This is a genomic window from Telluria sp. LT1R51-2 (assembly GCF_059685775.1).
Genome location: NZ_JCASIM010000001.1, coordinates 3,192,503 through 3,211,769 on the forward strand (window position 1 = coordinate 3,192,503; position 19,267 = coordinate 3,211,769).

The following is a 19,267-nucleotide window of genomic DNA, read 5'->3' on the forward strand; positions in this document are numbered from 1 at the left end:
CCGCGCCAGCCACCAAAGCCTGCCCATGTCCCTTGATCTTCTGCCGACCCTCGACTACACCCGCCACGAGCGCTGGCTGCGCCGCAGCACCGGAAGCGATTATTCACTGGCCGTCTGCGACGCCACTGGCGCGCCTTGCTGGAGCGCGCCTGGTGACAGCTCGCTCGCATCATGGATCACGGCGCTCAATGCGGGCGGCTTTGCCTGGCCGTCCACGGGCGACGGTATGCAGCGCCACGATGCCGGTGACGCCACCCTGCTCTACACGCCGATCATCGCCAAAAGCGGCCTGATCGGCTACCTCGCGGTCCGTGCAGACAAGGCTGCCACGACAGCCAGCGACGTGCCGTTCGCCTGGGACGCACTGGCCGAAGCGCTCGAAGACATCGCCAGCACGATTGCCGACGACTGCCGCACGCAGGGCGAGCTCGATGCGATGGCGGACGAACTGTCAGACCGCTACGAAGAGCTGCACCTGGTGTACGCGATCGACCGTCAGGTGCAGGACATGACCACGGGCGAAGACCTGTTCGGCGAGCTGCTCGAAAGCTGGGCTGCCCACATGGACGCCGACGTTGCCGCCTTCATCAAGCCGGGCGAGAACCTGTGCGTGTCGGCCACCAACCTGTCGGCGCCGATCCACAACCTGGATCTGGTGCTGGTCGAGATGCGCGGCGATTTGTACCGCTTCTCGCATTCATCGCGCCAGCCGATCGTCATGAACGAGCCCGACGATCCGCGCCGTGCCTACATCTTCACCGACATGCCGTTCAAGATCCTGTGCTGCCCGGTCTTCCAGGACAAGTCGGTCGTGGCGATCCTGGTGCTGCTCAACCATGCGAACAAGGAAGACTTCAGCAACAGCGACCGCAAGCTGGGCGAAGTGCTGGCCAATCACCTGTCGAGCCTGTCGCGCATGCACAGCATGCTGGCTGAAACGAGCAAGTTCAACCAGCAGATGGCGGCCGCGCTGATCGAGGCGGTCGAAGCGAAAGACCCGTACACGCGCGGCCACAGCGAGCGTGTGCACCACATCGCGATGGAAATCGGCCGCGCCCTGCGCCTGCCGGCGCGCGAACTGGACAACCTGTTCTGGGGTTCGCTCCTGCACGACGTGGGCAAGATCGGCATCCCCGACGCCGTGCTGTGCAAGCCGGGGCGCCTGACGCGCGATGAATTCACGTTCATCATGGTCCATCCCGAGCGCAGCTACGAAATCCTGCGCCACATCGACCGCCTCAAGGGCGCGGTGCCGGGTGCGCGCCACCACCAGGAAAAGTACGACGGCACCGGCTATCCGCATGGCCTGGCCGGCAACGACATTCCGTACAACGCGCGCATCATCGCGGTGGCCGACACCTATGACTCGATCACCAGCTCGCGCGCCTACCGCGCCGGGCGCAGCCATGAAGTGGCAATGGCCGAGATCGCGCGCTGCGCCGGCACCCAGCTCGACCCGGGCGTGGTGGCAATGTTCGAGACGGTGTGCCGCGCCGAACCGGGCTGGATCGCCGAGTTCCGCATCGCCCGTGATCCAGCGCCGGCAGCGGCGCCGGCGCAGGTTGCCGTCACCGCATGAGCGAGACCACCGCCCCCGAGCGGATCACCCGCAGCCGCATCGGCGCCATGACGTACCTGGCGCCGCTGACGGCGCTGGTGGCCGACGAGGCCGTCCAGACGCTGCAGGCGGCGCTGAACGAATGCGTGGCCCAGCACCAGGTGTCGATCGTGGTCGACCTGGGCAAGGTCACGCTGCTGTCCGGGCGCGCGCTGAGCATGATGGCCGACATGGGCGAACGCCTGAGCGGCCTGGGCGGCTGGCTCAAGCTGGCCTACCCGAATCCCCTGCTGCAGGACATCCTGGCCGCCACGGGCCTGCTGGAGCAATTGCCGCTGTTCGACGCGCGGCCCACCGCGCCGCGCCGCGTGCGCGAACCAGGCAGCAAGCTGGGCGACATCCTGGTCGAACGTGGCGCGGCCAGCGCCGAGCAGGTCGCCGAGGCGGCGCGCCTGCAGGACCAGACCGGCAAGCGCATGGGCCTCATCATGGTCGAGCGCAAGTGGATCACCGAAGCGGCGCTGTACCAGGCGCTGGCCGACCAGCTGGGCCTGCCGTACGTGCAGCTGCGCACCGGCCTGTATGACCCGGGCGCGCTGGCGCTGCTCGAACGCGATGTCACGCGGCGCCTGAACGTGCTGCCCCTGTTCCAGGTGCAGGGCACGCTCACGGTGGCCAGTGCCGAACCGCAGGCCATCCACAGCATCGACGAACTGCGCGCCCGCACCGGCGTGCGCATCCGCATCGTGGTCGCGCCGCCGGCCGATATCCGGCGCCTGGCCGACGAAGCGTATGGCGGCGCGCTGCCCGATTTCGTGCAGACCGAGGCCAGCGACCTGGAACTGATCGAGTCGACGATTCCCGACGACTACACGCAGATCGACGAAATGGCCGGCGCCAGCCCGGTCATCAATATGGTCAACGCCGTGATCCAGCGCGCGATCCGCGATGGCGCCAGCGACATCCACATCGAGATCTCGCGCAACCGCGCCCGCATCCGGCTGCGCATCGACGGCGTGCTGTACGAAGTCATGTCACCGCGCGTCGACCAGCACCCGGCCATTGTCTCGCGCCTGAAGGTCATGGCCAACCTCGACATCGCCGAGCGCCGCCTGCCACAGGACGGCCGCATCCAGGTGGCGACCCAGGGCCGCACGGTGGACCTGCGTTTTTCATCCCTGCCCGGCATCTACGGCGAAAAGGTCGTGCTGCGCGTGCTCGACAAGAACCAGTCGATCCTCGATGTCGACAAGCTCGGCATGAATGCGCATGCGGTCAGCGCGTTCAAGCGCCTGCTGGGCCGCAGCCATGGCCTGATCCTGGTCACCGGCCCGACCGGCAGCGGCAAGACCACCAGCCTGTACGCGGCGATCAGCCACCTGAAAAGCATCGAAAAGAACATCGTCACGATCGAGGACCCGGTCGAATACCAGCTCGACATCATCAACCAGAACCAGGTCAACGATGCGATCGGCTTGAGCTTCCCGAAGATCCTGAAACACGTGCTGCGCCAGGACCCGGACATCATCATGATCGGCGAAGTGCGCGACCGCCAGACCGCCGAGATCGCGGTGCAGGCGGCGCTGACCGGTCACCTGGTCTTGACCACGCTGCACACCAACGACACGCTGGGCGCGGTCTCGCGCCTGGTCGAGATGGGCGTGGAGCCATACCTGCTGTCGTCGGCGCTGATTGGCGTGATGGCCCAGCGACTCGTGCGGCGCGTGTGCCAGGGGTGCCGCACCAGCTACCTGGCCACGCCCGAAGCGACCGCTGCCTACCGCTGGCGCGGCCAGGGCGACCTGCGCCTGATGCGCGGGCGCGGTTGCCCGGCCTGCTATGACTCCGGCTACAAGGGCCGCATGGGCATCTACGAGCTGCTCGAAGTCGGCCCGGACCTGCAGCGCATGATCGTGGCCAATGCCAGCAAGGACCAGCTGGCCGCGCACGTGGCCTCGACCGGCCACCACGACCTGTACGCCGACGGCATGGCGCGCGCTTTTGATGGCCACACGACGCCCGAAGAAATCGCGCGCGTCGTGCATTCGCTGTAACCGCCATGCCGATCGAACTCGACGCCCCCGTTGCAGGACCGGACCCGGCCGGCAAGACCGCGCCGTCAGCCGCCTCATGGTGGACGCTGGGCGCGCGCCCGCCGGGCATGCGCGAACGGGCGCTGTTCACCGAGCGCCTGGCGCTGCTGCTCGAAACCGGCGTGCCACTGCACACGGCGCTGCAGTCGCTGCACGACCAGACCGAACCGGGCCAGTTGCGCACGATGATCGGGACCATCGGCGACGACATCCTGGCCGGTGAACGTTTTTCGTCGGCGCTCGGGCGCCATGCGCTGTTCCCGGGCAGCTACGTCAACCTGATCGCGGCCAGCGAGGCCGGCGGCTTCATGGCCGAGGTACTGGTGCAACTGGTCGAGCTGGATGAAAAAGAGGAGCGCCTGCGCGCCATGCTGGTCTCGGCCCTGTCGTATCCGGCGATCCTGCTGACGTTCTCGTTCGGGGTGGTGGTGTTCATCCTGACGTTCGTGTTTCCCAAGTTTGCCGTCATGTTCGCGTCGATTCACGACCAGTTGCCGATCACCACGCGCGCGCTGCTGGTGGTGAGCCAGGTGCTGACCGGGCATGCCGCGATTGTCATGGCGCTCACGGCCGGCGCCATCGGCGCGGCCTGGATGCTGATGCGCCAGCCCGGCGTGCGTATCGCGATCGACCGGGCCAAGCTGCGCCTGCCGGTCTTGCGCGACGCGTTCGCCAAGATTTATCTGACGCGCCTGCTGCGCGTGATGGGCATTTCGCTCGAACACGGTGTGACGATCCTGGCCACGCTCGAGGCCTGCCGCGCGGTGGTGACCAATGCCGACTTCCAGCGCTTCATCCTCGATCTCGAACGCGACGTCACCGAGGGCAAGGGCATTGCCGCCGGCTTTGAGCACAGCAATTTCGTGCCGCTGTCGGTGCGCCAGATGATCGCCACCGGTGAGGCAACCGGCACGCTGGGCCGCGTCATGACGCGCGTGGCCGACTCGTACGACCGCGAATTGACGCGCCTGCTGGCACGCCTGACCAAGATGGCCGAGCCGGTGATGCTGCTGGTAATGGGGGTCTTGGTCGGCACCATTGTCAGTTCGCTCATCTTGCCGATATTTAAATTATCACGCGCTGCGCACTGAATCGTTTCTCAAAAACCACACATTCTTCGCACGATACATTTCGCCATTCCATGTGGAAACATCGATATGTTACCCTGTGGCACTGTCAATTTTTACAAATCAACACCCTTCACCAAGGGGTGTTCAACTCCCGAAAACTACCATGTCCCGTTCATTCAAGCGCACCGCCGCAGCCGGTTTTACCCTGATCGAATTGCTGATCGTCGTGATTATTCTTGCAATTATTTCTGCGATTGCGATTCCGCAGTTTTCGGCGGCGACGTCGGATGCGCAACAATCGGCACTCGATACCAGCCTCGCTAATATCCGCAGTTCGCTCGAACAATATCGCGTGCAGCATACCGGCAACGTTTTCCCTGGCGCGAACACGGCAGTGCCAGCAGGCGGCTGCGCGACTGGCATCAAGGGGACCGGCGCGGCAGGCACCGAAACCGCCATGAAGGAGCAACTGATGTACCCGTCGAACGCAGCGGGGCAGACGTGCTCGATCGCCGATACCACCTTCCGCTACGGCCCGTACCTGCGCCAGGGCATTCCGGCCGAGCCGATCAACAATGATGCTGCCGTCGTGATCTCGACAACCGGCACGATGGCTGCAACGACTGGCAAGGGCTGGGCGTACGACACGAAGACCGGCAAGTTCATCATGAACAGCGACGCGCTGGATCCATCCAACAAAGCGTACTCGGCGCACTAAGCCGCGCCGCTGGCTCCGTGAACACGCGTCGCTGCGCAGCCTATACGCTGGTCGAACTGATGATCGTGGTCGCGGTGCTCGCCATCGCCGCCGCCGCCGCCATACCGACATCGCAACCCGTGGCGGAATTTCGTGCCGATGCGGCCGCCGGCGAAGTGGTCAACGCGCTGCGCTTTGCCCGCGACAACGCGCAGTACAGCGGCGCACAGCGCTTGTTCGACTGCGACGCCATGGCCAACACCATCGCGGTATTCGCGCTCGAAACCGACAAGACCACCACACGGGCGGCGCGCGACCCGGTTGAACACCCGTTCAACCGGGCCCCTTATCTGCTCAACCTGAACGCTGCCCCCGCCGGAAACACCATGGCCCTCGTGCGCTGCACCTTTACCTTTAACGATAACGCCAGCGCCACCACCGTCGCATTCGATGAGGGCGGCAATCCGCTGCGCGGTGTCGGCAGCGGTACCGCGCGCGAGAGTGTGCTGCGCACGGGCCAGGTCGTGCTCGGCAACGGCAATGTCGAGCGCACCATCGCCATCGACACCACCGGTCGCATCACGGTGTCCTGACGATCTCGCCGACCATGCACGCTCTCCCATCGCGCACCAGGGGCGCCGGCATGACGCTGCTCGAAGCAGTGTTCGCCCTTCTGCTGCTGTCGGTCTGCCTGATCCCGGCGGCTAATGCGCTGCGCGGCGCCATCAACGTGCCCGCCGACAGCGCGCTGGCGGCGCGCCAGCTCGACTGCGTCAGCACGCTGATGGACACCGTGCTGGCTGAACCCTACGTCGATCTTCTCAGCGCCGCCGGAACGTCCGACGCGCCGTCAGCGTATTCGACACCGGGCGGCGCCCGCGCGCCGGCGATGCCGACCCATTGCCCGGCGCTGACCGTCACCATCACGCGCTACGGCGTCGACAGCACGCGCAGGATCGGCCCCGGTGGCACGGGCGAGCATCTGCTGCGCGTGACCACGGCGCTGGCCGCGCCTGACGGCCGCTGGCCGCTAACCACACTGGTGGCGCGATGACGATGCCCCGCCCTGCGCACGGCTACACGCTGCTCGAACTGATGATCGGCCTGACCATCGCGGCGCTCGTGATGCTACCGCTGAGCGAGATGCTGCGCGCCGGCGCCGACAGCGCGCGCTTCGTGCGCGCCGGCCTCGATCAGAACGCGGATGCCCGCTTCGCTATCGGCCGCATCGTCGCGCAAGCCGCGAAAGCACCGCAACCAGATGACACGAATCTCGGCAACCCTGCAGCCTACTGGCTCGCGCCACTCCAGTACACACTCACCAATGGCGCGCTGGTCGAAACCGGTCCGGACGGCAAAACAGTGCGCAATTCGGTGCTCGCCACCGGCGTGCGGGCGTTCAATCTGAACGTACCGGATGTGGGCGCCGGGCGCCCCGTCCTGCGCATCGACCTCGTGTTCGACCGTCCGGATTGCGACATCAGCCGCGGTCAGGACTGCAGCGTCGCGTATGCGCGCACTGTCCGGCTCGGGCCAGCGCCATGATGCCGCGGCGCCAGGAAGGCGCGTTGCTGCTGATGGTCGCGCTGCTGCTGGCCACGCTGGCGGCGCTGGCGTTCGGCATCAACCGCGCGGGCAGCGTGGAACTGCGTTCGATCAACGACGACTACGAGGGCCGCGCCGCCGCCTACCTGGCCGAGGCCGGCGTTGCCGCCGCCAGGTGGTCGGGGCAGGTTGGCGCCTGCGTCACCCGGCCGGTCGGCCCCATTGCCCTGGGCGCCGGCACGGTGACCGTGGAGATCAAGAAGGAAGACATCATCGACGTCACTGCCACTGCCACCGTCAACGGGGCGACGCGCACGGTGAAGCGCCCCGGATTGCAGCTGTACGATTTGCGGCAGACCGAGCGCGTCGACATGTCGGACAACACGACCGATACCACGATCGTGACCCCCGGCGCGGGACCGCTGGAGAAGGAGCAGACGCTGCGCCTGGTCTCCGGTCAGTCGCACATCCTGATGAACTGGGACCTGAAGCCGATCACCGGCAATGTGCTGGTGCTGTCGGCCACGCTGAATCTGATGCCGACCACCATCAGCGGCGTCGTGCGCCAAGTGGCCGCGTACCGCGTCACGACGGGCTGGGACAAGGGCGCCACCTGGATCAAGGCGCGCCCGGCATCGAACTGGAACGGCGGCGACTACGCGGACGCCGTGCTGGCCTCGGCAGACGTCGGCAGTCTCGCTGTCAACTGGGACCTGACCGGCCTGTTCGATGGCTGGGCCAGCAAGCGCTTGCCCACCAATGGCGTGCTGCTGCGCCTGGTCAAGGATGGCCAGAGTGTTACTTTCCATAGTCGCGAAGCGTTCTTCGCGTCCATGCGCCCACTGCTGCAGATCGTGCGCGCCAAGGGGTGCGGATGATTGACGTGAGCCCATCATGACACTGCGCCAACTCGTGACGACCATCCAGCACCGGCTGCGGCCATCGGCAGCGCGGCCGATCGGCGCCGATTTTGCCGCCAACCGGCTCAACCTGGTACAGGCCGACTGGCGCGACGGCGGCTGGCGCCTGCGCGCCGCGAGCTCCCTGCCCTATCCGATGCCGCGCGACGTGCTGCTGGCGTCCCCGAAAGCACTGGTGCAATTCGTCGATGCCGCGCTGGCGCAGGCGCCTTTCCAGGGCCGCCGCGTGATTTCCGCCCTGCCCCCGGCCGACGTGCGCATCCTGCCGCTCACGGTGCATGTCGCCGCTGGCCAGACCGAGGCGCAGGCCGTGGGCCGCGCGGTGAGCGAGCAACTGGGCGAACGCGCCGGCCAGCACGTCATCGATTACTACCAGGTGCGCGGCGCCGACATGGACGGCGGCGAGCGGCAGGTGCTGGTCGCCGCCGCGCTCAAGCACCGGGTGCTCGATTACCTGGCGATGCTGGAACACGCGCGCCTGGAGCCGGTCGCGCTGGACATCGGCCCGGCTGCCATCGGCCGCCTGCTCGCCACGCTGCACGGCAGCGACGTCGGCCAATCGGTCGCACTGCTCAATTTCGGCGCCGCCAAAAGCTACCTGACCGTGATCTGGGGCCGGCGCCTGATGCTCGATCGCGAGATCGCGTTTGGCGAAGACATGCTGGCGGGGGCCGTCGCTGGCGCGCTCGACCTGCAAGCGGATACCGCCGCCAGCCTGCTGCGCCAGCACGGCATCGGCGCGCGCCCGGGCATGGCTGTCGACAACCCGCACATCGAGCTGCAGCGCGCGATCCGCGCCATCCTGCACCCGGCCTGCCAGTCCCTGGCAGACGAACTCGCCCATACCCAGGTGTACGTGGCCTCGCGCACGCGCGGCAGCTCGATCAGCCGCCTGTACCTCAATGGCAGCCTGGCGCGCTACCCCGATATCCAGTCGCGGATCGGCGAGCTGATCGATGTGCCGGTGCACCTGCTCGATCCGTTCGGTGCGTTCCCCGAGTCGGCACGCGATACGGCACGCGATGCGACAGGCAACCCGGCAGGCGAACCGGCGACGACATCGCTCGCGCTGGCCACCGGCCTGGCGCTGCGCGGAGGCGCCGATGGCTGATATCGACATGATCCCGCGCAGCTACCGCGACGGCGTGCGCGTGCGCCGCACGCTGCGCCGCACAGGCCTGGCGCTGGCGGCGATCGTTCTGGTTGCAGTGGCCGGCAGTGCGGCGCTGCGCTGGCACAGCGAGGCGCTGGAGCGCCGCACGGCCACGCTGCAGCAGGCCGCCAGCGCGGCCACGGCCAGCCAGGCACACGCGGCGACCGAACAGGCGGCGCGCGAGCGCGTATTGCAGCAACAGGGCCTGCTGCGCGCGCTGCGGCGCGAAGGCGAACTGGCCGCGCTGGCCGCCGCCATCGACAGCGCGCTGCCTGCGACGGCCTGGCTGACCGCCATCCATCTGCAGCGCGACCTGCAACAGGCCGCGGCAGCGGCCCCAGCCTCGGCGGCGACGCCGGCCCCGGTACCAGATGGCCGGGCGACGACGATCGCCACCGGCAACGCCGACGGCAGCACGCTCGTCATGGTCAGCAGCGTCGAGCTGGCCGGCCAGGCGGCGGACTACAACGGCATCACGGATTTCCTGTCGAACCTGGGGCGCGTGCCGGGCATGCACGGCGTCGAGCTGCTCTCGAGCAGCGCCAGTCCGACCACGCCGGCGATCGATTTTCGCGCCGTGGTCACGCTGCTCCCGCCGCCGGAGGCGCCATGAGCCCGAAACTGCGCGACCTGCTCGTCGCCCTGCCCGCACGCCAGCTCAATCTGATCGTCGGCGGCGCGGTCGTCATCGTGCTGTTGCTGGCATGGACGCTGGCCTTGCGCGCGCCCCTGGCCGCCTACCGGCAGCACAAGACGACGCTGGCCGCCATCGAAGCGGCGGGCGCAGCCGCGCCGGCCGCCCCGTCACCATCACCGTCGGCGCCCGCCCCTGCCATCACACCCGCGGCCGCGCCCCCGGAGCCGGTGGCCCTCATTGCCGCGGTCAGCCGCAGCGCCACCCAGTCCGGCGTGGCCGTGCTGTCGGCAGCGCAAGGGGCGCAGCGCACCGTGGCCGGCGTGCGCCTGCTCACGGTCGAGATCGTGGCCAGCGGCGGGTACATCGCCGTGCTGGACTGGCTCGCCACGATCGAACGACAACAGCCGACCGTCGGCATCCAACGACTGACCGTGGAAGCCGCCCCCGATACCGACGACCGCGCAATCACCCTGCAGCTTGTCATCTACGACACTGGAACACCACCATGAAACACACCCTGACACTGGCGCTGGCGCTCGGCCTGGCCGGCATGGCACTCAACGTGCTGGCCAACCCGCCCCGCAGCCTGCGCGATCCGTTCGTCAGCCGGCTGCCGGCCAGCGCGCCACTGGAAGCCACCGCCGCCGCCGCCGTGCCTGCCACACCGCCACGCCTGCGCGCGCTGGTGCTCAACGGCGCGCAGTCGCTGGCCAATCTGGATGGCAATGTCGTGGCCACCGGCGAGCGCGTCGCCGGCTACAAGGTCGTGCGCATCGATGCGCGCGGCGTGCTGCTGACGCATGCCGGCAGCGAGCACCTGCTGACGATGCAGGACAAGGACACCCAATGACACCACGCTACCTGCTCGTCGCCCTGTGCGCAGCCTGGGCGGCGCTGGCGCTGGCTCTGCCCGCGACCGCGAACACTGCCGCGCCGGCCGTGGTGACGAAGAGCACGGGCACCGCACCAGTGCCCCTGGCCCCGGTGACGATGTCGTACACGTTCCGTGACACGCCCATCGAAGAATTGTTCAACATGATTGCGCGCAGCGCGCGCATCAATATCGTGCTGGGCAAGGGGGTTGGCGGCAACGTCTCGATCAACCTGTACGACATGACGGTGCGCGAGGCGATCGAGGCGATCGCCGAAGCCGGCGGTTATGCGGTGACGGAACGCGCAGGCGGCTTTCTGATCTCGGACCCCAAAACGGCGCTCCCCGAGCGCAGCGCCATACTGCAGGTCAAGGCGATGAAGGTGCGCTACGCCGATGTGACCAAGGTGGGCGCCATCCTGGCGCGCCAGATCGGTGTGCCCGGCACGGTGACCGTGCTCGACCAGACCAAGACGCTCGTGGTCGAAGCGACAGCGGCGGGCCTGGAGCGCGCGGCGCTGGTGCTGCGCGAAATCGACCGCGCGCCGCAGCAGATCCTGATCGAAGCGAAGATCCTGGAAATCACGCTCGACCAGAACGAGAACTTCGGGGTCGACTGGTCACGCGTGTTCAGCGGCGACGGCCCCGACACGGTGGGCACGACCGGCTTTGCCACGCGCGCCGGTCCGCGCTTTTTCCTGAACCTGGTCAACGGGAATATCGAGGCCTATCTGAGCGCGCTGAGCAACAAGGGCCGCGTGCACACGCTGGCCACGCCGCGCCTGCTCGCCCTCGAGGACCAGGAAGCGAGCACGAACGTCGGCGACCAGCTGGGCTATCGTTTGACCACGACCATCAACAACGTCACGTCCGAATCGATCGAATTCCTCGACACCGGCGTGATCCTGCGCGTGACGCCGTCGGTCGACGCAGACGGGCGCATCATGATGAAGATCCGGCCCGAAGTCAGTTCCGGCTCGGTGTCGGCCGGCATCCCCTCGAAAAAAACCACCGAAGTGAACACGCAGCTGGTGGCCAGCGACGGACAGCCGGTGCTGATCGGCGGCCTGATCAAGCGCAGCCGCACCTACCGGCGCCTGGGCATCCCGCTGCTGTCGGACATTCCGGTGATTGGCGGCGCGTTTGGCAGCACCGACGACGGTGGCGCGGCCACCGAGACGATTGTCGTGATCACGCCACGCATCGTGCCTGCGAGCGGCCCGGCCATCGACGGCGTCACCGAACGCACGCTTCAGCAGGCCGAGCAAACCATGCGCACGCGCGGCGACGTGCTCGACCGCAAGCTCGATACGCTCGACCGCTAGTGCATTACACCTGCATGTTCATGATGTCCTGATACGCGGACATCATCTTGTTGCGTACCTGCACAGTCGCCTGGAACGCGATGCTGGACTTCTGCATCGCCACCATCGTGTCCGACAGGCTGACCGTGTCGTCGCCCATCGTAAACCGCTTGCTCAGGGCTTGCGCCTCGGCCGAACGGTCGCTCACGCCCTGCAGCGTACTGTGCAATGCTTCCGCAAAATCGAGCTTGACCGCGGATTTGCCCCCGATCGCGCTCGCGCCGCCCACGCCACTGGCTGCCTCGGGCGCCGCCGACGCCTTGGTCGCTGCCGCCTTCAGCTGTTCCATCATGGCCTGGATCCGGCTTGTATCAATGCCGCCGATGCCGCCAATACTCATCTTGCCCTCCGCTTGTGTTCGCCTTGCAGATTGGTCTACAAATGCACTCAGGAAAGCAGAATAGCAGCGCCGAAGCGAATCCGACGGGCGAATCAGGCCCGTAAACGCCCGCTATTTCGGGGTTTGAATGTTGCCCGGTGGCTCCATAATGCTGGCTATCCCACCCATTTTGACCAGGCCCCTCCACCATGGCAGCAACTGCTGAAAACCTTATCGACACGCCACCAGGCACGCCGGCCCCCGCTACCCCGTCGTTTTTCCAGACGACCATGGGCAAGCGCGTTGCCGTGGGTGGTGGTGTCGCGCTCATTCTGGCGTTGATGATTGCGGTCTGGATGTGGAGCCAGGCGCCGGAATACCGGATCCTGTTTGCCAACTACAGCGATCGTGATGGCGGCGCCATTACCGCGTCGCTCGACCAGATGGGTGTGCAGTACAAGTTTTCGGAAGGCGGCAATGCGATCCTCGTGCCGGCCGAGCATATCCACGACCTGCGCCTCAAACTCGCGGCCCAGGGCTTGCCGAAAGGCGGCAACGTCGGCTTCGAGCTGATGGAAAACCAGAAGCTGGGCGTCTCGCAGTTTCTGGAACAGGTCAATTACCAGCGCTCGCTCGAAGGTGAGCTGGCGCGTTCGATCCAGTCGCTGGGCTCGGTCGCCGCGGCGCGCGTCCACCTGGCGCTGCCAAAACCATCCGTCTTCGTGCGCGACCAGCAAAAGCCGACCGCGTCCGTGCTGCTGAACCTGCAGCCGGGCCGCGCGCTCGATCCGGGCCAGGTCAGCGCCATCGTCCACCTGGTCGCGTCGAGCGTGCCGGAACTGACCACAGGTAACGTCACCGTCGTCGACCAGAACGGCGCACTGCTGTCCGATACCAGCAACAAGGGCGCGGGCGGCAAGTCGCTCGATCCGACCCAGCTCAAGTACGTTGATCAGGTCCAGCAGAACATCATCAAGCAGGTCGAGTCGATCATCAAGCCGCTCGTGGGCGAAGGCAATGTGCGCGCTGAAGCCACCGCCGAAGTGGACTTCGCCCAGGTCGATACGGCCGCCGAAATGTACAAGCCGAACTCGCCACCGGAGCCGCAGGCGATCCGCAGCACCCAGAGTTCGGAAGTGGTCGGCGCGGGCGGCGCGGCATCCGGCGTGCCGGGCGCGCTGTCAAACCAGCCGCCTGGCGTGAACACGGCGCCGATCCAGGGCGCACCACCGGCCGAAGCAGCCGCACCGAGCGCCCCGACCAGCAAGAACTCGACCACGAATTACGAAGTCGACAAGACTATCCGCTACGAGCAGCGTCCGATGGGCGGCATCAAGCGCCTGACGGTCGGCGTGGTCGTGAACCACCGTCGCAGCGTCGACCCGGCCACCGGCAAGGTCACCGTGCGTCCGCTGGCCGCGGCCGAAGTGGCCCAGATCAATGAGCTGGTCAAGCAGGCCATGGGCTACAACCAGGCACGCGGCGACACGTTGAACGTGACCAACGCGCCGTTCGACGGCGTGGACAAACCGGCCGAGGCAGTGGTAGAACCGACCTGGTGGAGCGATCCGGCGAACTTCCCGCTGTTCAAGGACCTGGCCCGCTATGCCTTCGTGGCTGCCGTGATCGCCTTCCTGTACTTCCGCTTCCTGCGTCCGCTGCTGCGCCCGGCCATCAAGAAGTTCGACGAAGCCACCGCCGTGCCGGAAGAGCCAAAGGAAGAAGAGAAGGACGAGAACGCCGAAGAAGAAGTCGCCGACACGCCGGCCGAAGAAGCGATCAAGGAAGAAGAAAAACTACGCCAGGACATGGGCTACCGCGCCAACCTGAAAATGGCACAAGAGCTCGCAAGCAAAGATCCGCGCATCGTCGCCAACGTGATCAAAGGATGGTTGGGTTCAAATGAGTGATAAAGACAAAGACAATACCAACAAGGCCGCCATCCTGATGCTGGCCCTGGGCGAAGCCGAAGCGGCCGAGGTGATGAAGTTCCTCGGCCCGCGCGAAGTGCTCAAGCTGGGCGCCGCGATGGCGCAGATGAAGGCGGTGCAGCACGACCAGGTGGTCACGGTGCTCGAAGACTTCGTCACCGAAACCAATCTGCATTCCACCGTGGGCCTGGATTCGGACGAATACATCCGCCAGGTGCTGACCAAGGCGCTGGGCGACGACAAGGCGGCCGTGCTGCTCAATCGTATTCTCGGCGGCAAGGACGCGTCGGGCATCGAGAGCCTGAAGTGGATGGACTCGGTGTCGGTCGCCGAACTCATCCGCAACGAGCACCCGCAGATCATCGCCACGATCCTGGTCCACCTCGAGCGCGACCAGGCCTGTGAAATTCTGGCAAACTTTACGGAACGGTTGCGCAACGACGTGGTGCTGCGCATCGCGACGCTCGACGGTGTGCAGCCGGCTGCGCTGCGCGAGCTGAACGACGTGCTGACCAAGCTATTGTCGGGCAACGAGCACATCAAGAAGTCGTCGCTGGGTGGTGTGCGTACGGCGGCCGAGATCTTGAACTTCATGAGCGGCGAGCAGGAATCGGCCGTCATGGACAACATCAAGAACTACGACAACGACATGGCGCAGAAGATCATGGACGAGATGTTCGTGTTCGACAATATTATCGATATCGACGATCGTGGTATCCAGTTGCTGCTGCGTGAAGTACAGTCCGACATGCTGATCATCGCGCTCAAGGGCGCGTCGCAGGATCTGCGCGAAAAAGTGTTCAAGAACATGTCGCAGCGTGCCAGCGAAATGATGCGCGAAGACCTGGAGTCGAAAGGTCCGGTGCGCTTGTCTGAAGTGGAATCCCAGCAGAAGCAGATTCTGCAGATCGTGCGGCGGCTGTCCGATGAAGGCCAGATCGTCCTGGGTGGTAAAGGAGAGGATTCGTTCGTCTGATGGCAATTCCAAAAGAACAGCAGAGCGCCTACCAGCGCTGGGAGATGGCTTCGTTTGGCGACGAGCGCCCCAGCACGCTTGCACGGCGCGCGGCTGAAGCATCACCGCCGGCGGGCGTGTCCATCAACGGCCTCGACCTGCCGCCGAACGTCATGCTGCCCAGCGTCGAAGAACTCGAAGCGATGCGCGAGGCGGCGCGCCAGGAAGGCTTCCAGCAGGGCCTGGACGAAGGCCGCACGCAGGGGCATACCGAAGGCCACGCCGCAGGGCATGCCGCAGGCTTTGCCGCCGGCAGCGCCGAAGGCGAACAAGCTGCCAGAGAAGAACTCGAGCAATTGCGTACGGTCGCCGCCAGCTTTGGCGAGGCCGTGGCGCAGGCCGACGAGACGATCGCAAAAGACGTGCTCGACCTGGCGCTGCGCCTGGCGCGTGGCATGGTGCGCACCGGTCTGGACGTGCGGCCCGAGCTGATCATGTCGGTGGTGCGCGACGCCATCAACCAGCTGCCGATCCTGCAGCAGCCGGCCCTGCTGACGCTCAACCCGCACGACGCCGAACTCGTACGCCATGGGATGGCCGAAGAACTGGCCACCGGCGGCTGGCGCATCGTCGAGAATGCAACAATCGCGCGCGGCGGCTGCCGCGTCGAGACGGCCAGCAACCAGATCGATGCCCAGGTCGAGGCGCGCTGGCAACGCCTGACCCATGCGCTGGCCGCCAACGTCGACTGGCTGAGCCCATAATATGGACGACCACACCGCCCCGCACCCGCCCCAGGTGACCTCGCACGACCGTCACACGGCGCGCTGGAAAGCCTATATCCGCGACTGCGACACGCTTGTCAGCTTCGCCGAGCCGCTGCAGATTTCGGGGCGCGTCACGCGCGTGGCGGGCCTGGTCATGGAATGCGTTGGCCTGCGCCTGGCCGTGGGTGCAGCCTGCACGATCCCCACCGCCAGCGGGCAGATCGAGGCCGAAGTCGTCGGTTTTGAAGGCGAGCGGCTGTTCCTGATGCCGCAAAGCGACACCGAAGGCGTCGTGCCCGGTTCGCGCGTGTTTCCTGTCGAAAGCGTGCTGCCGCCACCGGGCAGCGTGCCGCACGGGCGGCGCCGGCCGCAGGACCGCGCACGCCACCTGCCTGTGGGCATCCAACTGCTGGGTCGCGTCGTTGATGGCGCCGGCCGGCCGCTCGACGGCCTGGGTCCACTGGGCACGTCCGACATGGCGCCGCTGAACGCCCGCCCCGTCAATCCGCTCGACCGCGCGCCGATCAAGGACACGCTCGACGTTGGCGTGCGCGCCATCAATTCGATGCTGACGGTCGGCCGCGGCCAGCGCCTGGGCCTGTTTGCCGGTACCGGTGTGGGTAAATCGGTCCTGCTCGGGATGATCGCGCGCTACACCGAAGCCGAGATCATCGTCGTCGGCCTGATCGGCGAACGGGGCCGCGAGGTCAAGGAATTCATCGACCAGATCCTGGGCCCGGAAGGCCGCGCGCGCTCGGCCGTGGTCGCCGCCCCGGCCGACTCGCCGCCGCTGCTGCGCCTGCAGGGCGCGGCCTATGCCACCGCCATTGCCGAGTATTTCCGCGATCAGGGCAAGAACGTCATGCTGATCATGGATTCGCTGACCCGCTACGCGATGGCGCAGCGTGAAATCGCGCTGGCCATCGGCGAGCCGCCGGCGACCAAGGGCTATCCGCCATCCGTGTTCGCAAAGCTGCCGGTGCTGGTCGAACGGGCCGGCAACGGCCTGGAAGGCGGCGGCTCGATCACGGCGTTTTATACCGTGCTGTCCGAGGGCGATGACCAGCAGGATCCGATCGCCGATGCCGCGCGCGGTATTCTCGACGGCCACATCGTGCTCAACCGCCACCTGGCCGAAGCGGGCCACTATCCGGCGATCGACATCGAACAATCGATCTCGCGCGCCATGCACTCGATCACCACGCACGAGCACCAGCTGGCGGCGCGCAAGCTCAAGCAGTTGTATTCGCGCTACCAGCGCTCGCGCGACCTGATCAGTGTGGGTGCGTATGCGGCCGGCAGCGATCCGGTGCTCGACATGGCGATTGCCAAGAACACCGAGATCGAGGAATTCCTGTGCCAGGAAATCCATGACAATGCCTCGCTTCCCGAGAGCTTGGGGCGATTGACCACGTTATTCTAGTGATTGCGGGCAACGTCATGCCAGTAGAATGTAATTCACCATGGCACAAGCTTCCGCTCTCGAAACACTGATCGACCTGGCGCAACGCGATTCCGACGCGGCCGCCAAGCGGCTCGGTGCGGCCCTGAAACTGGTCGAGGATGCCGAGCAGAAGCTGGCCATGCTGGTCGGTTACCGCGACGAATACGCGCGCAAGCTTGACACCGCCCAGATGGACGGCATCACCCCGTTCGCGTACCACAACTTCGTTGCCTTCATCGGCAAGCTGGACCACGCACTGAGCGGCCAGCGCGACGTACTCAAACACGCGCAGAACAAGGCAACGTTCGAGCGCACGACCTGGCAGGAAAGCGAGCGCAAGCGCCTGTCCTATCGCACGCTGAACGAACGCGCAGCAAGCGAAGCACTCAAGGTCGAGAACAAGCGCGACCAGAAACAGATGGATGACCACGCAGCCCGTGGCGCCCGTTACAAACAACGCTGAACCCACGCCGAACTTCGAGCCCACCATGACGATGCAGACCAATACCCTTCCGTTCCAGGTCACCGGCGCCAACGCCACGGCGCAGCGCCCTGCCACGCCGGATCGCCTGGCCGACGCCGCACGCAGCAGCGGCACTGGCGGATTCAGTGCCACGCTGAACCGTGAAATGGCCACGCGCCAGCCGGCTGCGGCGCCGCCGCAACCGGCGTCGCAACCGAAACCGGCGCAGGGACCAAAGCCGGCCACCGCCGACAAGCCAACCAACCGCGAGCCGGTGCGCGATGGTCCGACCCGGTCGAGCATCCGCCCGCCGATGCACGATGGCGACGCCAAGTCCACGCAGGCGGCCAGCAGCAACACGGCGGACGCGGCCAGCGACGCCGAGGATGCGGCCGCAGCAGAAGCGGCCGCTGCAGCCGCCGCCACGCCGGTAACCGACATGCTCGCCTTCATGGCCAGCCTGACCCAGCCGGCCAGCACCGCCGCCACCGCAACCACGGACGCCGCCGCAGCCGGCGCTGCCACGGACGGCGACGCCCAACTGAAGGCGCTCGAAACTGCGCTCGACAACATGAAGGCCGTGGCCACCGACGACAAGGACACCAGCGCCGGTGGCAAGGGCCAGACGCTCGCGAGTGGCGTGCAGCAGGCGAGCGCCGACCTGCGCACCACGCAGGCACCCGGCACCGCGCTGCCACAGGGCGAGCAGGATGTCGGCCAGTTCCAGGCCCAGCTGCGCGATACACAGCACCAGCAACAGCAACTGCCGGTGGCCGAAGAAGCGCCTGCCCCGCTGGCCGCACTGCAGGCGCAGGCGGCCAAGGTCGATGCCACGGGCAATCCGGCGCTGCCGGGCGATCGCATCCCGGCGCGCCTGGGCACCCAGGCCTGGGACAACCAGGTCAGCCAGCGCATCGTGTACATGGTCGGCAAGGAACAAGCGGCCACGCTCACGCTGAATCCACCCGACCTGGGACCGGTGCAGATCGTGCTGAACGTGACCAACGACCAGGCCACCGTGGCCTTCTCGTCCGACCAGCTCGACGTGCGCCAGGCGCTTGAAAACGCCCTGCCGCGCCTGCGCGAGATGATGAGCGAAAGCGGCATCGCGTTGGGCAACGCCACGGTCGACGCCAACGTGCCTGACCAGCGCCAGCAGCAGCAGGACAGCGGCCGCCGGGCGCAGGGTGGCCAGGGCAGCACGGGTGGCTTGACGGGCGATGGCCAGGATGGCGCGCCGGCCTTGAACGAGGTCGCGCCGCGTACACGCACGGTGTCGATTGGCGACCGCGGGATGGTCGATCTGTTTGCCTGATGCCCTACTAGCGTCAACGGGGCGGCCGCATGGCCGCCCTTTTCTATTCCGCCATCGCGTCTCAGCAACAATCACACGGATTACCACGGCTTCCCCCCTCTTTTCGAGGCTTGCCGGGACGCATCTTTCCGCGACAATGCCATAATGACGAACCCTCACCAACCA

The 19,267-nt window shown here is 66.6% G+C and carries 20 protein-coding genes; 19 read left to right on the forward strand and 1 reads right to left on the reverse strand.

Going from position 1 to position 19,267, the window contains the following annotated elements:
- The first annotated feature begins 25 nt into the window (after window positions 1-25).
- From AC56LH_RS14100 to AC56LH_RS14160, 13 genes are all read left to right on the forward strand, one after another.
- A complete protein-coding gene (locus tag AC56LH_RS14100; RefSeq protein ID WP_499646997.1) occupies window positions 26-1,579 on the forward strand; it encodes an HD domain-containing phosphohydrolase in 1,554 nt (517 codons plus the stop codon).
- Window positions 1,576-3,612, forward strand: coding sequence for an ATPase, T2SS/T4P/T4SS family (locus AC56LH_RS14105; protein ID WP_499646999.1), 2,037 nt, complete (start codon window positions 1,576-1,578; stop codon window positions 3,610-3,612). The genes AC56LH_RS14100 and AC56LH_RS14105 overlap by 4 nt, the downstream gene beginning before the upstream one ends.
- A gap of 5 nt (window positions 3,613-3,617) precedes the next feature.
- Window positions 3,618-4,742 (forward strand): type II secretion system F family protein, encoded by a 1,125-nt coding sequence (locus AC56LH_RS14110; protein WP_499647001.1) that lies wholly within the window; start codon window positions 3,618-3,620, stop codon window positions 4,740-4,742.
- Window positions 4,743-4,884: 142 nt separating this feature from the next.
- On the forward strand, window positions 4,885-5,439 hold the full coding sequence (locus AC56LH_RS14115) for a prepilin-type N-terminal cleavage/methylation domain-containing protein (RefSeq protein WP_499647003.1): 555 nt from the start codon (window positions 4,885-4,887) through the stop codon (window positions 5,437-5,439).
- A gap of 17 nt (window positions 5,440-5,456) precedes the next feature.
- On the forward strand, window positions 5,457-6,011 hold the full coding sequence (locus AC56LH_RS14120) for a prepilin-type N-terminal cleavage/methylation domain-containing protein (RefSeq protein ID WP_499647005.1): 555 nt from the start codon (window positions 5,457-5,459) through the stop codon (window positions 6,009-6,011).
- Window positions 6,012-6,025: 14 nt separating this feature from the next.
- The gene (locus AC56LH_RS14125) at window positions 6,026-6,472 is read left to right on the forward strand and encodes a hypothetical protein (protein WP_499647007.1); all 447 of its coding nucleotides are present in this window, start codon (window positions 6,026-6,028) and stop codon (window positions 6,470-6,472) included.
- Window positions 6,469-6,963 (forward strand): PilW family protein, encoded by a 495-nt coding sequence (locus AC56LH_RS14130; protein ID WP_499647009.1) that lies wholly within the window; start codon window positions 6,469-6,471, stop codon window positions 6,961-6,963. The genes AC56LH_RS14125 and AC56LH_RS14130 overlap by 4 nt, the downstream gene beginning before the upstream one ends.
- Window positions 6,960-7,841, forward strand: a complete 882-nt coding sequence (locus AC56LH_RS14135) for a DNRLRE domain-containing protein (protein ID WP_499647011.1) — start codon at window positions 6,960-6,962, stop codon at window positions 7,839-7,841. Before AC56LH_RS14130 ends, AC56LH_RS14135 begins: the two co-directional genes overlap by 4 nt.
- Window positions 7,842-7,857: 16 nt before the next feature.
- The gene (pilM, locus tag AC56LH_RS14140) at window positions 7,858-8,994 is read left to right on the forward strand and encodes a pilus assembly protein PilM (protein ID WP_499647013.1); all 1,137 of its coding nucleotides are present in this window, start codon (window positions 7,858-7,860) and stop codon (window positions 8,992-8,994) included.
- Window positions 8,987-9,649 carry a PilN domain-containing protein gene (locus AC56LH_RS14145; RefSeq protein WP_499647015.1) on the forward strand — a complete coding sequence of 221 codons (663 nt, stop codon included), beginning with the start codon at window positions 8,987-8,989 and terminating at the stop codon, window positions 9,647-9,649. The genes pilM and AC56LH_RS14145 overlap by 8 nt, the downstream gene beginning before the upstream one ends.
- The gene (locus AC56LH_RS14150; protein WP_499647017.1) at window positions 9,646-10,182 is read left to right on the forward strand and encodes a GspMb/PilO family protein; all 537 of its coding nucleotides are present in this window, start codon (window positions 9,646-9,648) and stop codon (window positions 10,180-10,182) included. Before AC56LH_RS14145 ends, AC56LH_RS14150 begins: the two co-directional genes overlap by 4 nt.
- Window positions 10,179-10,523 carry a hypothetical protein gene (locus AC56LH_RS14155; protein ID WP_499647019.1) on the forward strand — a complete coding sequence of 115 codons (345 nt, stop codon included), beginning with the start codon at window positions 10,179-10,181 and terminating at the stop codon, window positions 10,521-10,523. The genes AC56LH_RS14150 and AC56LH_RS14155 overlap by 4 nt, the downstream gene beginning before the upstream one ends.
- Window positions 10,520-11,869 (forward strand): type II secretion system protein GspD, encoded by a 1,350-nt coding sequence (locus tag AC56LH_RS14160; protein WP_499647021.1) that lies wholly within the window; start codon window positions 10,520-10,522, stop codon window positions 11,867-11,869. Before AC56LH_RS14155 ends, AC56LH_RS14160 begins: the two co-directional genes overlap by 4 nt.
- 4 nt (window positions 11,870-11,873) lie before the next feature.
- On the opposite strand, the gene fliE is transcribed toward AC56LH_RS14160, so the two are convergent.
- Window positions 11,874-12,248 (reverse strand): flagellar hook-basal body complex protein FliE, encoded by a 375-nt coding sequence (gene fliE / locus AC56LH_RS14165; RefSeq protein WP_499580679.1) that lies wholly within the window; start codon window positions 12,246-12,248, stop codon window positions 11,874-11,876.
- Window positions 12,249-12,436: 188 nt separating this feature from the next.
- On the opposite strand from fliE, the gene fliF reads away from it, so the two are divergent.
- The 6 genes from fliF to AC56LH_RS14195 are packed head-to-tail and all read left to right on the forward strand — an operon-like array spanning window position 12,437 to window position 19,102.
- The gene (gene fliF, locus AC56LH_RS14170) at window positions 12,437-14,137 is read left to right on the forward strand and encodes a flagellar basal-body MS-ring/collar protein FliF (protein ID WP_499647023.1); all 1,701 of its coding nucleotides are present in this window, start codon (window positions 12,437-12,439) and stop codon (window positions 14,135-14,137) included.
- A complete protein-coding gene (gene fliG / locus AC56LH_RS14175; protein ID WP_482899802.1) occupies window positions 14,130-15,134 on the forward strand; it encodes a flagellar motor switch protein FliG in 1,005 nt (334 codons plus the stop codon). The genes fliF and fliG overlap by 8 nt, the downstream gene beginning before the upstream one ends.
- Complete coding sequence (gene fliH / locus AC56LH_RS14180) at window positions 15,134-15,877, forward strand: flagellar assembly protein FliH (protein ID WP_499647025.1); 744 nt, start codon at window positions 15,134-15,136, stop codon at window positions 15,875-15,877. The genes fliG and fliH overlap by 1 nt, the downstream gene beginning before the upstream one ends.
- Window position 15,878: 1 nt before the next feature.
- On the forward strand, window positions 15,879-17,303 hold the full coding sequence (fliI, locus tag AC56LH_RS14185; protein WP_482899804.1) for a flagellar protein export ATPase FliI: 1,425 nt from the start codon (window positions 15,879-15,881) through the stop codon (window positions 17,301-17,303).
- 40 nt (window positions 17,304-17,343) lie between these two features.
- Entirely contained in the window at window positions 17,344-17,787 is a 444-nt protein-coding gene (gene fliJ, locus AC56LH_RS14190) for a flagellar export protein FliJ (protein ID WP_499647027.1), read from the forward strand.
- Window positions 17,747-19,102 carry a flagellar hook-length control protein FliK gene (locus tag AC56LH_RS14195; protein ID WP_499647029.1) on the forward strand — a complete coding sequence of 452 codons (1,356 nt, stop codon included), beginning with the start codon at window positions 17,747-17,749 and terminating at the stop codon, window positions 19,100-19,102. Before fliJ ends, AC56LH_RS14195 begins: the two co-directional genes overlap by 41 nt.
- Window positions 19,103-19,267 lie beyond the last annotated feature (165 nt).